At 37.0% G+C, this 15,661-nt stretch carries 12 protein-coding genes; 6 read left to right on the top strand and 6 right to left on the bottom strand.

Going from position 1 to position 15,661, the window contains the following annotated elements:
• Positions 1-89 precede the first annotated feature (89 nt).
• The 3 genes from bcp (at position 90) to dpp5 (DLK05_RS07990) (ending at position 3,892) form a co-directional block, all read left to right on the top strand.
• Positions 90-560 (top strand): thioredoxin-dependent thiol peroxidase, encoded by a 471-nt coding sequence (bcp, locus tag DLK05_RS08000; protein ID WP_127343487.1) that lies wholly within the window; start codon positions 90-92, stop codon positions 558-560.
• 21 nt (positions 561-581) lie between these two features.
• The gene (gene recA / locus DLK05_RS07995; protein WP_127343486.1) at positions 582-1,601 is read left to right on the top strand and encodes a recombinase RecA; all 1,020 of its coding nucleotides are present in this window, start codon (positions 582-584) and stop codon (positions 1,599-1,601) included.
• Positions 1,602-1,792: 191 nt separating this feature from the next.
• Positions 1,793-3,892 carry a dipeptidyl-peptidase Dpp5 gene (gene dpp5 / locus DLK05_RS07990; protein ID WP_127343485.1) on the top strand — a complete coding sequence of 700 codons (2,100 nt, stop codon included), beginning with the start codon at positions 1,793-1,795 and terminating at the stop codon, positions 3,890-3,892.
• A 55-nt stretch (positions 3,893-3,947) separates the two neighbouring features.
• Here dpp5 (DLK05_RS07990) and DLK05_RS07985 read toward each other — a convergent pair whose 3' ends face one another.
• Positions 3,948-4,310, bottom strand: a complete 363-nt coding sequence (locus DLK05_RS07985; RefSeq protein WP_127343484.1) for a hypothetical protein — start codon at positions 4,308-4,310, stop codon at positions 3,948-3,950.
• 191 nt (positions 4,311-4,501) lie between these two features.
• On the opposite strand from DLK05_RS07985, the gene DLK05_RS07980 reads away from it, so the two are divergent.
• Positions 4,502-5,440: a DMT family transporter gene (locus DLK05_RS07980; protein WP_209319786.1), complete on the top strand. Its 939-nt coding sequence runs from the start codon at positions 4,502-4,504 to the stop codon at positions 5,438-5,440.
• Positions 5,441-5,486: 46 nt separating this feature from the next.
• Here DLK05_RS07980 and DLK05_RS07975 read toward each other — a convergent pair whose 3' ends face one another.
• Both DLK05_RS07975 and DLK05_RS07970 read right to left on the bottom strand, forming a co-directional pair.
• Positions 5,487-8,606, bottom strand: a complete 3,120-nt coding sequence (locus tag DLK05_RS07975; protein ID WP_127343482.1) for an ATP-binding cassette domain-containing protein — start codon at positions 8,604-8,606, stop codon at positions 5,487-5,489.
• A gap of 141 nt (positions 8,607-8,747) precedes the next feature.
• Complete coding sequence (locus tag DLK05_RS07970; RefSeq protein ID WP_127343481.1) at positions 8,748-9,575, bottom strand: hypothetical protein; 828 nt, start codon at positions 9,573-9,575, stop codon at positions 8,748-8,750.
• A gap of 325 nt (positions 9,576-9,900) precedes the next feature.
• Here DLK05_RS07970 and dpp5 (DLK05_RS07965) point away from each other — a divergent pair, with 325 nt between their 5' ends.
• A complete protein-coding gene (gene dpp5, locus DLK05_RS07965) occupies positions 9,901-11,988 on the top strand; it encodes a dipeptidyl-peptidase Dpp5 (protein WP_127343480.1) in 2,088 nt (695 codons plus the stop codon).
• 56 nt (positions 11,989-12,044) lie between these two features.
• Here the strand turns inward: dpp5 (DLK05_RS07965) and DLK05_RS07960 are convergent, their stop codons facing one another.
• Both DLK05_RS07960 and DLK05_RS07955 read right to left on the bottom strand, forming a co-directional pair.
• Positions 12,045-12,749 (bottom strand): LytR/AlgR family response regulator transcription factor, encoded by a 705-nt coding sequence (locus DLK05_RS07960; protein WP_127343479.1) that lies wholly within the window; start codon positions 12,747-12,749, stop codon positions 12,045-12,047.
• 38 nt (positions 12,750-12,787) lie between these two features.
• Positions 12,788-13,849 (bottom strand): sensor histidine kinase, encoded by a 1,062-nt coding sequence (locus DLK05_RS07955; protein WP_127343478.1) that lies wholly within the window; start codon positions 13,847-13,849, stop codon positions 12,788-12,790.
• 191 nt (positions 13,850-14,040) lie between these two features.
• Between DLK05_RS07955 and DLK05_RS07950 the strand changes: the two genes are divergently transcribed.
• Positions 14,041-14,676: a cysteine hydrolase family protein gene (locus tag DLK05_RS07950; protein WP_127343477.1), complete on the top strand. Its 636-nt coding sequence runs from the start codon at positions 14,041-14,043 to the stop codon at positions 14,674-14,676.
• Here DLK05_RS07950 and miaA read toward each other — a convergent pair.
• The gene (gene miaA, locus DLK05_RS07945) at positions 14,673-15,587 is read right to left on the bottom strand and encodes a tRNA (adenosine(37)-N6)-dimethylallyltransferase MiaA (protein WP_127343476.1); all 915 of its coding nucleotides are present in this window, start codon (positions 15,585-15,587) and stop codon (positions 14,673-14,675) included. The two genes, DLK05_RS07950 and miaA, sit on opposite strands and share 4 nt — an antisense overlap.
• Between the last annotated feature and the right edge of the window lie 74 nt (positions 15,588-15,661).

The following is a 15,661-nucleotide window of genomic DNA, read 5'->3' as shown; positions in this document are numbered from 1 at the left end:
TTTTAACTTCATCTGTTCCTATTTTTAAGCAATAAAATTCGCACCTCTCTTCGGAGAAAGGTATATTTGCAAATCAAATTTCAGTAATGATGACACAATTACAAACTGGGGATAAAGCCCCTGAATTCAAGGGGATAAATCAAAGTGAAGAAAGCATCAGTCTTTCTGATTTTAGAGGAAAGAAAGTAATTCTTTACTTTTACCCCAAAGACAATACCCCAGGCTGTACGGCGGAATCCTGTAATTTGAATGAGAATTACGATCAGCTTACAAAGCTAGGCTTTGAAGTGATTGGTGTAAGTCCGGATGGTATAGCTTCACACAATAAATTTATTGCCAAATACAACCTGGCTTTTAACCTGATATCAGATCCTGACAAAGAAATACTGGAAAAATACGGTGCTTGGGGAGAGAAAAAACTATATGGGAAAATCTATATGGGAGTTCTGCGAACCACCTTTGTAATTTCCGAACAAGGAATCATTGAGAAAGTGTTCTCCAAAGTAAAAACAAAAGACCATACCAATCAGATTTTATCTGAAATGGGATTAAACTTGTAAATAAATAATTCAAATCATACTATGAGCGCAAAAGAAGTTGCTGAAATCAACAAAGAAAAGCTGAAAGCCCTTCAGCTAACCATGGATAAAATAGACAAAACCTATGGCAAAGGTGCAATAATGAGAATGGGAGATGAAGCCATTGAAGATATTGCCGCCATCTCCTCTGGTTCTCTATCCTTAAATCTGGCATTAGGTGTTGGAGGATACCCAAGAGGAAGAATTGTGGAAATTTATGGTCCTGAATCATCAGGAAAAACAACTTTGGCCATTCATGCTATCGCCGAAGCTCAAAAGGCAGGTGGTATCTGTGCTTTTATTGATGCGGAGCATGCTTTCGATAGATTTTACGCTGAAAAACTGGGCGTTGACATTGAAAATTTATTAGTATCGCAACCAGATAATGGGGAACAGGCATTGGAAATTGCTGATCAATTAATACGTTCATCTGCCATCGATATGGTTGTAATTGACTCTGTAGCTGCCTTAACACCAAAAGCAGAGATTGAAGGCGAAATGGGTGATTCCAGAATGGGATTGCAGGCTCGTCTGATGTCTCAGGCATTGCGTAAATTAACCGCCAACATCAACAAAACAAACACAACTTGTGTCTTTATCAACCAGTTGCGCGAAAAGATTGGTGTGATGTTCGGAAACCCGGAAACCACTACTGGTGGTAATGCCTTGAAATTTTACGCTTCGGTACGTTTGGATATCCGAAGAATTGGACAGATTAAAGATGGCGATGAAGTAAACGGAAACCATACTCGTGTAAAAGTGGTAAAAAATAAAGTTGCACCTCCATTCCGCAAAGCTGAATTTGATATCATGTACGGAGAAGGTATTTCTAAAACCGGTGAAATCATCGACTTGGGAGTAGAATACAATATCATCAAAAAAAGCGGTTCCTGGTTTTCATACGGAGACACAAAATTAGGACAAGGTCGCGAAGCTGTTAAAAGACTAATAGCTGACAATCTAGAGCTTGCCGAAGAATTAGAAACTAAAATTGTGGATGCGATTAACACTCCTGTTGAATAATTAAAGTCTACATATAATCTAAAAAGGTTCTCCTATGGGGAACCTTTTTTTAATGTCCTGCTTCAAACTCAGATTACTTCTGACAAACTAGCGTAATCTAAAAATTGTAATGCGTTCTGATTATTGCGAATCGCTTTAAATCATTACTTTTACCAGACTGAATTTTATTATTCCAACAAACCTATACTTATATGAAAAACAAACAAATTCTGTTAGGATTGGCGATCGTAACTGGCTTGTGTTCCTGCGAAAAAGCGGACAACAATTCTATGAGCGACAAATCTTATCAGACCCCAAAAACAAAACTGGAATCGGATGTTATGACCCCTGAAGTTCTGTGGTCATTCGGACGATTGGGCGGAGAAAACCTTTCTCCCGACCAAAAAACAATTCTTTACGGAGTAACCTATTTCAATAAAGAAGAAAACAGATCTTATCGTGATTTATACACCCTTTCGGTAGATGGAGGAACACCTGTTCAACTTACCAATACCAGCAAAAATAAGTACAATGAAATTTGGCGTCCGGATGGAAAAAAAATTGCGTATTTAAGTGCTGCCAGCGGTAGTATGCAAATGTGGGAAATGAATCCAGATGGCAGCAATCCTGTTCAAGTGTCAGATATCGATGGTGGAATTGGTGGCTTCAATTACGCTCCTGATGGAAGCAAAATTGCTTATATCAAAGAGGTGCATGAAGAGAAAACCGTTCCTGATTTATATCCCGATCTACCAAAAGCGAATGCAAGAGTGATCAATGATATGAACTATCGTCATTGGGACAATTGGGTGGATACTTACACCCATATATTTGTTGCCGATTACAGCAATAAAATCACCACTGGTAAAGATATTATGCCGGGTGAGAAGTGGTCTTCCCCTGTAAAACCTTTTGGAGGAATGGAACAGGTAGTCTGGACTCCCGATTCCAAGGTATTAGCCTATGTTTCTCGCAAACTACAAGGAGTAGAATACGCAAAATCTACCAATTCTGACATCTATTTTTATGATATTGCTACTGGCAAGACCATGAATAGAACAGAAGGTATGATGGGATATGATATGAACCCGGTATTTTCTCCTGACGGAAGCAAGATGGCATGGGAAAGCATGGAACGCGATGGTTACGAATCGGACAAGAACCGCCTGTTCGTAATGGATTTAGCAACTGGTGAAAAAACTTATTACACCAAGGATTTTGATCAGAATATCGCACATCTTACCTGGAGTAATAATGGAAAAGCCATCTTCTTTATCTCGGATTGGCATGCAACCGATGAGATTTATAAATTGAATCTTTCCGATGGTAAAATTACCAAGCTTACCGATGGCATTCACAACTACAGAAGCGTACATGTTGCAGGCGATGCACTTGTTGCCACCATGGTATCGATGTCAAAGCCATCAGAAATCTATAAAGTAAACCCAACTACAGGCGAAGCTCAGGAAATTTCTTTGATCAACAAAGATATATTAAGCCAGCTGGAAATGGGTAAAGTGGAAAAACGATGGGTAAAAACTACCGACAACAAACAAATGTTGGTATGGGTGATTTATCCACCACATTTCGATGCCAACAAAAAATACCCAACCTTGCTTTACTGCCAGGGCGGACCACAAGGAACTGTTTCTCAGTTTTGGAGTTATCGTTGGAATTTCCAGATGATGGCTGCAGATGGTTACATAGTAGTGGCACCAAACCGCAGGGGTTTACCTGGATTTGGACAAGCCTGGAATGAACAAATATCTGGCGACTACGGCGGACAAAACATGAAAGATTACTTGAGCGCTATTGATGCAGTAAAACAAGAAAAATATGTAGATGAAGATCATTTGGGTTGCGTGGGTGCTTCCTATGGTGGATTCTCCGTTTACTGGCTTGCCGGTCATCACAACAAGCGATTTAAAGCATTTATTGCTCACGACGGAATGTTCAATTTAGAAGCACAATATCTGGAAACAGAAGAGATGTGGTTCGTGAATTGGGATTTAGGCGGTCCTTTCTGGGATAAATCGAATAAGATTGCACAGCGTTCTTATGCCAATTCTCCACATAAATTTGTTCAGAACTGGGATACTCCAATCTTGATAATTCACGGTGGTAAAGATTATCGTATCGTGGAAACACAGGGAATGCAAGCATTTAATGCTGCCCGTTTACGCGGAATTCCTGCTCAGTTACTTAGCTTACCCGAAGAAAATCACTGGGTATTGGGTGTTCAGAACGGAATACTTTGGCAACGTACTTTCGCCAGTTGGTTAGACAAGTGGTTGAAAGAAGATAAAAAATAATATCAAAGTAATTGATAATTCAATCCCCGTCAGATGCAGATTTGGCGGGGATTTTTTATGCTTCCTTTTCTCCTGTATCACACTCCTTTGCCCTTGCCTGTTCTTCCTCCTCATGGTTTTTTCCTTCTGCATCAAAAGGATAAGCATCAACTTCAAGAAACAAGCCTTCAACTTCACAAATTTGACTTTCAACTTCAAAAGGTGAGCCTTCAACTTCATTGATTTGGCCTTCAACTTCAAGAGGTGAGCCTTCAACTTCACAGATTTGACCTTCAACTTCATAGTGAAGAGTTTCCGGCTGACACGGAGCAAGAGACCTGTGACGCAGAAAAACAAAAGTTTGATGTGGAAATACAACTCGTTGATGCAGAACAAAAAAAATCTGTCGCGGATAAGCTTTTGCCTGTCGCGGAAGCATCTTTTCGTGAGGAGAAACAGTTGATAGGTGAAGTTAGCGCACTCCTCTCCCCCTTAAATGAGAGAATACTTTGAATCTGCCAGTAAGCAATTTGAAATATTGATTACTTTTCAAAAAACGAAACAATTAAAAATCAGCCTCTATATCCCTACAATAAAATGCCTAAGTTTGCAGAAACTATTTTCCAAATAATGAAGAAATTTTTTCTGTCAACCACCGTATTGGCAATTATTGCCTGTTTGCTATGGGCCACACCATTTACAGCAATCAAAATCGGATTAAAATATACCACCCCGCTTCAATTTGCAGGTCTTCGCTTTTTCCTTTCGGGATTAATTATACTTCCTTTTATAAAAGACTTTCGTGTGAAGGTAAAGGAAGCCAGCAAGCGATGGAGATTCGTACTTTGGGTTGCCCTTTTGCAAACCACTTTTCTTTACGGATTATTTTACACCGGAATTAGCTATGTGCCCGGAGCATTAGGAGCAATGCTAATTGGTGCACAACCATTATTTGCGGCAATAATGGCTCACATCATGCTTCGCAACGATAAAATGAGCTGGCAAAAGGTATTCGCTATTCTACTTGGTTTAAGCGGAGTTTGCATTATTAGTTTGGGCAGAGCAGATTTTGTTTTCACCACTACCATTCCCATTGGGGTTGGTATTTTACTGCTCAATAATATCGTAGGAAGCACGGGCAATGTAATTGTGTCGCGTGATGCAAAAAATATGCCTCCACGGGTGCTTGCTTCCTTCTCTATGATTATTGGAGGAGCCATGCTATTACTCTTTTCTATTCCCATCGAGCATCCCAACTGGACTGCCGTACATCCCGGCGAATACTATATTTCTTTAGGCTGGCTGGCAATGGTATCTGCTTTAGCTATTACCATTTGGTTTGGTTTATTGGGTCGCGAGGGTGTTAAGGTATCCAATTTAAATACCTGGAAATTTATTATACCGATATTTGGAGCTTGCTTAAGCTGGTTGGTATTGCCCAACGAGAATCCGGATACTATTTCCCTTATCGGGATGTTTGTAATTGCCTGCAGTTTGCTTTTAGTAAATTTTTTAAATCGAAGAGCACAAAAAGCACAGGTACGCCTCAGCTCTATGGCATCACATTAAGTATTCACCATCTAACTGTATTCATTCGGGGCATCCTGTGTTATCATTATTTCCGTTTCTTTTCACGACGCACTAACTTCACACTTTCGAAATAATTCATCATTTTTCGAAGGACATCCGCCCAAAGGGTAAAGAACAAAAATAGACTTCCCAACCAAATTACGGCAAGATTAAACCAATAGGTGTCGATATAAAAGTTTCCCAATCGTTTTACGGGAGCGTAGAAATGAGCTCTACCTATTTTGGAATCCGGATTCATAAATATGGGATCCTTCTTTTGAATCAGATGGTTGTTTACCTCTATCATTTTATTCACTTCGGTACGATTTAATACCAAATCTGCCAATCCCTGATTATGGTAGGCTTGTTTAAAATCATAAACCCCGTCTTTTCCAAGCGAATCCACCAGGCGAGAATATTCAAAGTCCTTTTTGTAACCAGACTCGCTGGTAATACCCAGATAATAGAGTTTTACCTGATCTAAAAAATTACGTGTTTGTTCAACTACATTTAAGTCAAAGTGCTGCCAATTCAGATTTTTTAATTCAGGATAGATCTCCTCCCCCGACTCCTGAGCCAGCTTTCTGATTTCTTTCTGAAGCATGGTGAAATGAGCATTGGTTTCCTTCTGTTCCTTATCAAAATCGATATTTCTCTCACAGTTCAACAGGATCGATTCTATTTTAGGAATTAAAAATGAACTTTTAAAGGAAGCATCGCTAGCAGCTTGTTCGTAATCATAAAAATGCTTTTCAAAATCATTATTCTTAAACTGTGTAACCGCTAATGCTTCATAAGCCCAACGGGTTGCCATTAAATCACCAACGATAGGAACGTACACCTTATTGGTAATTCCATAATGCAAATCATCAAAATGAATCATCGCACCACCCAATAATAATTGCGGAACCAATATTAAAGGTATCAGGATATAAATGGTAATCACGGAATTTAATCCTGATGAAATATTTAATCCGACCAAATTAGAAAAGCAGGAAATGGAAAACAAAACAAGCCAATAGGCCAAAGTCATGCCATGAACATCTAGAATGAAATTGCCCAGTAACACAAATAAGATAGTTTGAATGGCGGATAGAATAAACAGAAAAGAGATTTTTGAAGTGAGATAACTTATTCTACACAAATTCAGAAACTTCTCTCTTTGCAGGATTTTTTTATCCCGAATAATTTCTTCAGCACTCACCGTCAAGCCTAAAAACATCGATACCACTACAGCCATAAAAAGGTAGACCGGAAAATTTTTGTTCTCGCCAAAAATATAGGTGCCATTGATAGTGTACTTTGTAAAATATCCCAGAATAACAGCAAGTAAAGGAGCTTCGAAAAGGTTGATAATTAAATATTGCCGATTGGTTAATTTAGACAATACATTCCGAATCCAGAATATAGAAAACTGTCTGACTCTGCCAGGAATTTTAAAGTCGCTTTGCGGTAATTTTTTATCAGGACGCAATATTGTATGCTTAGATTCTATGTTCTCCTGATATTTTCGATACCACGCTTCGGGCTTCACCCTTCTTTCGCGCGTAGGTTTCCCTTGCTCATCAATCAATTTTGTTTCAACAATCTGAAGGATTTGATCGGGGTTTACATTACCACAAGTAATGCACTCACTTTCGAGTGCATTCACCTGCGAGTTTTGGGTCTTAAAATACACAATGGCATCTATTGGATTACCATTATAGATGGGATAACCGCCACGATCGAGAATCCAAAGCTTATCAAACATCTTAAAAATATCCGACGAAGGTTGGTGAATATTAGCAATCACGAGCTTTCCTTTTAGCGTCTGCTTCTTAAGGAGTTTCATTACCATCTCCGAATCTGTTGAGGACAAACCCGAAGTAGGTTCATCTACCAATAGAATTGCCGGCTCGCGCATTAGCTCCAGACCAATATTTAGTCTTTTTCTCTGCCCCCCACTTATAAATTTATTTAAAGGATTACCCACTCTCAGGTCTCGGGCTTCATACAGATCCAAATCCTGAAGCATTTTCAGAACTGTCTTTAATATTTGCAACTCGCTAAAATCGCGAAAGCATAATTTTGCATTATAGTACAGGTTTCGAAAAACGGTAAGTTCCTCTATCAATAAATCATCCTGAGGTACAAAACCAATCAGTCCTTTCTCAGAAAGTTTATTTCTATGAATATCGTAATCGTTGATTCGTATTTCGCCATCCAGCAAATGCAGGTTCCCATTCAAAACATTAAGCAAGGTAGATTTACCTACCCCACTACCTCCCATTATACCGATTAATTGTCCACTTTCTTCGGATATAGTGAACTTGTGAATCCCATTGGTAGAGTTGCGAAATTTAAACTCAATATCTTTAGCCGTGAAAACAATTTTTTCCTGCGCCTCATCCTTTAAGAATTTTCCGGCGATATCAGAATAATAAATGGATTTAATATTGGGGCCTTTAATGATAGACCCATTATTCATCTGATAGGTTTTTTCGGCTATAATTTTATTTCCTTCCAGATATAAGTTCAGCTCCCCCTCGTATTTAAAGAACAGAACATTAACACTGGCTGCGTACATCACATAGATTCGTCCATAAAGATTCTCGCAGTACAAATGCTTATAATCGTTCTCCTTCTTTCTGGTTTCCTTTTTCATAAACCAGGAAAGGTTTTCCGACCACTCTCTTACCTTATTATCGATGATCAAAAATTTACTCTTATCGAAATTATCCAGTGTATCTCCCCAAATAAACGCCAGACAGTTAATGAATTCGGGACGTGAAATCTTGAAGCTTTCCGCCACAATATTGATAAATTCAAATTCGTTCTCACTAACTAATTTATCCTCATAAACGAATTCGAGTAAGCGCAACAATACAATTAATCTTTCCTCCTGCACCAATTCTGTTTTGATCTTAGAACAAACTTTCGAAGCTTCGGCAAGAGATAAAATAGTAATTTGCTTTGAATGCACCATCGATTGGTATTCCACCTCACGACGATAAAATTCGAAATAGTTCTCAAAGAGTCTTAAATACTCCTCCTGAAGTTCAGAATGAACATATCGATTAAGAAAACTTTGTACAATAACTCTTCCTTTTCTCGAAACCTCCTCCTCTTTAGCATTGGCTACCAAAGCAAAAAGATGCATGAGTGCATTTAAAATGGATTCCCCCATGAATTCTGATTTAAGAGACTAATTACCTGTATTGAAACTAAAAATACAACTATTTTCCCAACATGTCAGGAGTAACACAAGATGTAGTACAAAAAAATGCCTCCCAAAATGAGAGGCATATATTTTTTGAGGTGAAAGAAATTATTGTACCAAGCGATCTCTTAAAGTTCCAACACTAGTGATAATTTCGTTTAACTGATCTTCTGTCATGCTACCATCTACTATTTTATCATAGCTAGCTTTTAAGCCACTCAACTGCGTAATCATCTCAGCAATATTAGGATCTTTATTTTCAGGTTGTAGAACCACTAATAATTTTTCCAATGAAGTTTTCTGATCAAAAATTACTTTTACAATCTCAGGGTTTGCATAAGTATTTTGAGAGATATGAGTAGCAATATACAATCCTTCAACAAAGCTACCACTTACCACAAGTAAAGATAGGTTTGCTTTACCATTCTTATTCAAAAATTCATAAGTGTCGTAAAACGAATTTGTAACCACTTTTACCAATTGGTCTTTATTATCCAGGTTTTTTTCAACCTCATCAACCAGTGTTTCATTATAAGTACTGGTAATTTCTAAATTATCGATTAAGGTTTTTGATGCTTTTAGGAACAACATTGTTTCCTGCTTACGGTTATAAGTACTTGCATAACTTAAATCGGCACTGTACACACCAAGATTTAAAGCTCTGGCTTTTTCTGTAAAATACTTATCTGCATTCTCCGTAGAATTAGACAGACCTAAGATATAATCCGCTCCTATTCTATTCAACATGGAAGTTAGTTCAAAAGTTGTAGGCAATGGATACACAACATCCTTCACTTGTTTTTCAATAGATTTTTTCAATAATGGTTTCACTGTTTGCTTCGCACCTTTTTTGTTATCTACAGGCTTACAAGCTACCACGGCTAAAGCTAACGCAAACAGAATGAACGTATAACGGGAAATAGCATGTCTCTTCATAGGTTTATTATTTTAGTTAAGATTTAAAATCAAGTTTTCAAGCCTAAATTTAACAAATAAGCAGTTAATTTCAAGCATGATTCCTTCAATATATTCCACATCTCTTCCGTAATTCCATTCCTTGCCAAATCTCTTCAATCCACAGTTTGGAAATTATGCTTAATTTATCTCTCTTTTTGCATACCCAAAGGCAATGGAGACATGACATCCCTCTTCTTTTTATCGGCAAATAATTAATAACTTCGACAAAATTCATTCTTTCACATATCCACTCTTGAGGTGGAATTATGGAATTAGTGCACTAAATTCTTAAACACTTATAAAAATGAAACACTTAATCTTAGTAAGCTTTCTGGTACTAGGAAGCATGATTAGCTCTACTCAGGCATATTCGACGGTGCCAGAGCAAGTAATCGGAAAAAAGAACTTACAACTTACTTCCGATAAAATGACCCCGGAAGTATTGTGGTCGTTTGGTAGATTAGGAGATGTACAAGTATCCCCTGACGGCAAAACACTTCTGTATGGAGTTAGCTATTTTTCTAAAGAGGAAGACAAAGGCAACCGAGATCTTTACACCATTTCAATGGATGGAAGCTCTAAAAAACAATTAACTAAAACTCCGGAATCGGAATATGGAGCTATTTGGCAAACAGATGGTAAAAAGATCTTGTATTTGTCCTCCAAAAGTGGAAAATCACAAATTTGGAGCAGCAATCCAGATGGATCAGAAGCCAAGCAAATATCCTATGAAGATGGAAACATCACCAACATTTCTTTCTCTCCTAAAGGAGATAAGTTATTTTTCACCATGGATGTGAAGGTTACTAAAAACGTACACGACCTCTATTCAGATCTTCCTAAAGCAAATGCATTACTTCTTGATGACTTATTGTATCGCCATTGGGATAATTGGGAAGACACTTATTTCAGTCATATTTTTGTTGCCAATTATGCAGAAGGAATAGTATCTGACTCGAAAGATATCATGCCAAATGAACCTTACGACACTCCTCTAATGCCATTTGGTGGAATAGAAGAAATCACCTGGAGTCCATCGGGAAATCAAATTGCCTATACTTGTAAAAAACAATTCGGTAAAGAATATGCCCTTAGCACCAATTCTGATATTTATATCTACGATTTGGAAACAGGCGCAACCCGGAATTTAACCAAAGGTATGATGGGTTACGATCGTTCTCCTCTATACTCTCCTGATGGAAAGAAACTAGCATGGCTTAGTATGGAACGGGCTGGTTTTGAAGCAGACAAAGATCGTTTATTCATTTACGATTTCGAGACCAAAAGCATGGAGGATTACTCTAAAGAATTCGACTACTCTCCTAGTAGCATGAATTGGACTCCGAACGGAAAAGAAATCATTTTTGTATGTGGTATAAATGCAACCTTTCAGGTTTATAGATTGACTTTAAAAAATAAGAAATTTGAAGCTATCACAAAAGGCGACCACGACTATCATAGTGTTGCACTAGCTGGAGATTATCTAGTTGGAACCAAAGTTTCCATGTCAAAACCTGCTGAGATTTACAAAATAGATCCTAAAACGGGTAAGGAAACAGAAATCTCCTTTGAGAATAAAGAAATATTGAGCCAGTTGGAAATGGGAAAAGTTGAAAAAAGATGGATTACCACTACCGACAATAAAAAAATGCTGACATGGATAATCTACCCTCCACATTTTGATGCCAGTAAAAAATATCCAACCATCTTATATTGCGAAGGCGGACCACAATCTCCACTATCTCAATTTTGGAGCTACCGATGGAATTTCCAAATGATGGCTGCCAATGACTATATTATCGTTGCTCCCAACCGAAGAGGTGTTTTGACATTTGGACAAGATTGGACGGATGCTGTTAGTAAAGATAATGGTGGTCAGTGTATGGACGATTATTTATCAGCAATTGATGAGTTAAAGAAGGAACCGTACATTGATGGTGATCGCCTTGGTGCAGTTGGTGCTTCCTTTGGTGGATTTTCTGTGTATTGGTTGGCAGGACATCACCAACATAGATTTAAAGCATTCATTGCGCATTGCGGTGTTTTTAATTCAGAAATGGAATATGCTACTACTGATGAAATGTTTTTCGATAATTGGGAAAAAGGAGGTGCTTTTTGGGATTTAGACAATAAAGTAGCTCAAAAATCCTTCGCTAGTTCCCCACATAAATTTGTTCAAAATTGGGATACTCCAATATTAGTAATTCACGGTGGAAAAGATTTTAGAATTCCCTACACTCAAGGAATGGCTGCATTTAATAGTGCACAGCTCCAAGGTATTCCTAGTAGATTTCTTTATTTCCCAGAGGAGAGTCATTGGGTACTACATCCTCAAAATGGAATTTTATGGCAAAGGGTATTTTTCGGCTGGCTGGATAAATATTTAAAATAGAAAACAAAAGAACCGATGCTTGATGCATCGGTTCTTTTGTAAATTATAGAATTACTCTATACGGGATAAATTCTCTGAAAGAATCCCTGTTTATAGTTATTTCCAATTGGTATTGTTTCGTTTTCCATATGAACCATATTCCCTTCAATAGACTTAATCTTAGATAAGGAAACGATATAAGATTTATGAATCCGGTAAAACTTTTGAACAGGCAATAAACGCTCAATCCCTTTTAGCGATTGGTAGGTGACAATATGTTTCTGTCCAATAAAAATTTTCACATAATCACCTAAAGCTTCAATGTAATGAATGGATTCTAAATTTATATTGACGGTTCTTTTGTTGGCTTTCACAAATATAAAATCTCTTTCTTCTGTATCTTTATCCATAGGGTCGTCAGAAACTTTAAGCCTTTCTTCAGCTTTTTGTACAGCCAGAAGAAATCGTTCAAATGAAAATGGTTTCTTCAGATAATCCAATACATTCAACTCATAACTCTCGAGTGCATACTCTGTATAAGCTGTTGTAATAATTACCAATGGTGGATTTTTATATGTCTTTAAAAAATTGATTCCACTCAAGCGAGGCATGTTAATATCCAGAAAAATCAAATCAACATCTTTCTCTTGCAACACTTCCATTGCTTCAATTGCATCGCTACATTTACCTTTCAACTCCAAACCCGGAAGTTCATCAATATATTTTTCTAAAACACGCTGAGCTAAAGGCTCATCATCAATAATCAAACATTTTAATTTCATACAAATTTCCTTTATTCAATTAGATGCAAATGAACATTTCACGACATATCTATCTTTAAATTTACTCGAAACAAATCACCTTCTTTATTTATTTCAATATCGTGTTTATTTGGATAGATGAGTTCCAATCTCCTCATCACATTTTTAATTCCAATCCCATTATCCGAATCCTTAGATTGCCAATCGTCATGGAATCTATTTTCAATGAACAAGGACAATTGGTCCTTCTGCTCAAAATTAAAGAGAATATTTACAAACCCATGATTGTTCTTACCATATGCTCCATGCTTAAATGCATTTTCGATTAATGGTTCAAATAGCAAAGGAGCAACCTTATGCTCTCCTGTATTACCCCTCACTTCCAAGTTAACAGGGATTGTTTCATCGAGCCTTATTTTTTGCAGATCCAGATAGTTCTTCACAAAACCGAGTTCCTTTTCCAAAAGTACAAAACGTTCATTACACTCATATAATATATATCTCATCATATCTGATAATTGCAACACCATACCTGGAGCTTTATCCGATTTATCTAAAGTTAAAGAATATAGATTATTTAATGTATTAAATAAAAAATGCGGATTAATCTGAGACTTTAAAGCTTTTAATTCAGCCTCTAATTTTTCTCTCTCGATATCTTTAAATTGATCAGAAACCTTTTGAAAAACAAACCATTCCCTCATCAGTGATAAAAAGCTGGTAATTCCCACATAAATCATGGTGAAAAAGGCAAAATTGAACCATACAACAAAGGTAATCTCCTCAAAAAATCTCTCTCCTTTCACAAAATTATTTAATGGATAAACCAAAAGAAAATTAATAATAAAAGCAGAAATGGAAACTACAGAAAGAAGAGAAATCACATAGCTAAAGAATCGCTGTCGTTTGAACAAATACGGTAATAGTACATATAAATTAGAATAAACAGCAAATGCAAAACATAGGTTGAACACAATTGTCATCAAGATGGGTTCTAACCTTAGAACATTTTTAAAATTGCTTGCCACAAACATGGTGAACAACCAAAAAACAAAGGCAAAAATCCAGAAAATAATATGATAGACGATCCTACTCCGGGATATTGTTTTTATGTTTGTCATGAACAGAAAATTCAATATTTACAGCAATCAAAGTAGAAAACATTTTTTGAGGAACGAAAATTATTCGTTCTCGCATGCAATTTCCCTGATAAAATAGGTAATTCATCCGATTAATAGTTGCCCGATTCCAGATTTGATTTTGAATTGTTTTACGAGGATTGTATTATTGCAGGAACCAATGATTAAAAAATATGTTTGCAAAAAATATACTTTTCTGGAACGTTGACACCCAAAAGGATTTCATAAACCCAAATGGGAAGCTTTATGCTCCCGGAGCAGAAGAAATACAAAATGTTCTCCTTAAAATCACGAGAACTGCAAAAAATCACAATATTCAGGTAGTTAATACTGCTGATCACCACTACTCCAACTCCCCAGAACTATCTGCCACCCCTGATTTCATTACAACTTTTCCGGAACACTGCATGGCAAATACTCCCGGTGCCAGCTATGTGACCGCAACTCAGCCTACCGAAGATATTTTTGAAGTATTATGGAACAAAACGTATTCCAACAAGGAATTAGAAAATTGTATCCGTCACAGAAATATCATAATCCGAAAAGATGCATTTGACGTTTTTGAAGGAAATGCAAATACAGATCCTATTCTAAAAAAAATTTCTCCTCAAAAAATTTTTATTTATGGAGTTACTACTAATGTCTGTGTGAATTATGCAGCAATTGGTCTAGCCAAAAGAAATATCGAGGTTTTTGTAATTGAAGATGCCATAAAAGAATTACCAAACATTCCTTTGCCTTTTAAAGAATGGTCGAATTTAGGAATTCAAAGAATTAGCTACTCCGATTTAGAAAAATATTGCTTCTAGAAATTAATCCATTCTTTTACCTGAGCCATTTTTTCTTCCAAAGGCATATATCCATCTAACCAATGAATATTGGTGCCATTTCGTTCCATCCTTCGAAACCATGTCATTTGTCGTTTGGCAAATTGGTGTATTGCGATTTCCAAACCAGAAAACATTTCCTGATAGCTAATTTGCCCAACTACGTATTGAGTTAAGAATTTATATTCCAATCCGTAATAAATTAAATCTTCAGCACTCACTCCTGATTTCAGCAAATCCTCTACCTCTTCAATCATTCCAGATTTAAGTCTTTCTTTTAGTCGCAGGCTAATTCTGTTTCTTCTGGTTTCCCGGTCATATTTTATCCCCACAATTAAAGGATGCAATTCGGGGTAATCCATTTCAATTTGAGGGTTCGAGGCATAATATCGTTCTATTTCAATCGCCCGAATTGCTCTCTTTTTCGTTTCCACATCACTAGTATTGTGTAACTCTTTATAGGTTCTTAATACTTGTTCGAGTTCCTCCAAACTCTTCTCCTCCAGCTGGTCTCTAAACTCCTGATCTTTTGGAACAGCAATTAATTTATATCCCTTCAATACAGCCTCCAGATACATTCCTGTCCCGCCACATACCACGGGCATTTTTGACCTATTCGTTATATTTTCAAAAGCCTGAACAAAATCTCTTTGATACTCAAATACATTATACTTATATCCGGCCTCTGCAATATCTATTAAATGATAAGGAATGGGGGTGTCCCCGATGATATATTCATCCAAATCCTTGCCCGTACCTAAATCCATACCGCGATAAATTTGCCGCGAATCGGCGCTAATTATCTCTCCATTAAATTCCTTAGCCAGCCGAACTGCCAAACTTGTTTTTCCTGTTGCTGTAGGACCCAATACAACTAATAAATTGTTTTTCATTCTCGAATAATACCTAAAAACATATCACTTAGCAGTTTTTCTTTCTCTGTTTAATGTTTATCTTTCAATAATCA

Source organism: Ancylomarina longa (assembly GCF_003996985.1).
GTDB lineage: Bacteria > Bacteroidota > Bacteroidia > Bacteroidales > Marinifilaceae > Ancylomarina_A > Ancylomarina_A longa.
Note: the sequence above shows the minus strand (reverse complement) of the source record. Positions and strands in the feature narration are given on the sequence as shown.

Coding starts and splice junctions, on each gene's coding strand:
- bcp (WP_127343487.1), top strand. CDS start 90: ATGACACAATTACAAACTGGGGATAAAGCCCCTGAATTCAAGGGGATA.
- recA (WP_127343486.1), top strand. CDS start 582: ATGAGCGCAAAAGAAGTTGCTGAAATCAACAAAGAAAAGCTGAAAGCC.
- dpp5 (WP_127343485.1), top strand. CDS start 1,793: ATGAAAAACAAACAAATTCTGTTAGGATTGGCGATCGTAACTGGCTTG.
- DLK05_RS07985 (WP_127343484.1), bottom strand. CDS start 4,310: ATGCTTCCGCGACAGGCAAAAGCTTATCCGCGACAGATTTTTTTTGTT.
- DLK05_RS07980 (WP_209319786.1), top strand. CDS start 4,502: ATGAAGAAATTTTTTCTGTCAACCACCGTATTGGCAATTATTGCCTGT.
- DLK05_RS07975 (WP_127343482.1), bottom strand. CDS start 8,606: ATGGGGGAATCCATTTTAAATGCACTCATGCATCTTTTTGCTTTGGTA.
- DLK05_RS07970 (WP_127343481.1), bottom strand. CDS start 9,575: ATGAAGAGACATGCTATTTCCCGTTATACGTTCATTCTGTTTGCGTTA.
- dpp5 (WP_127343480.1), top strand. CDS start 9,901: ATGAAACACTTAATCTTAGTAAGCTTTCTGGTACTAGGAAGCATGATT.
- DLK05_RS07960 (WP_127343479.1), bottom strand. CDS start 12,749: ATGAAATTAAAATGTTTGATTATTGATGATGAGCCTTTAGCTCAGCGT.
- DLK05_RS07955 (WP_127343478.1), bottom strand. CDS start 13,849: ATGACAAACATAAAAACAATATCCCGGAGTAGGATCGTCTATCATATT.
- DLK05_RS07950 (WP_127343477.1), top strand. CDS start 14,041: ATGTTTGCAAAAAATATACTTTTCTGGAACGTTGACACCCAAAAGGAT.
- miaA (WP_127343476.1), bottom strand. CDS start 15,587: ATGAAAAACAATTTATTAGTTGTATTGGGTCCTACAGCAACAGGAAAA.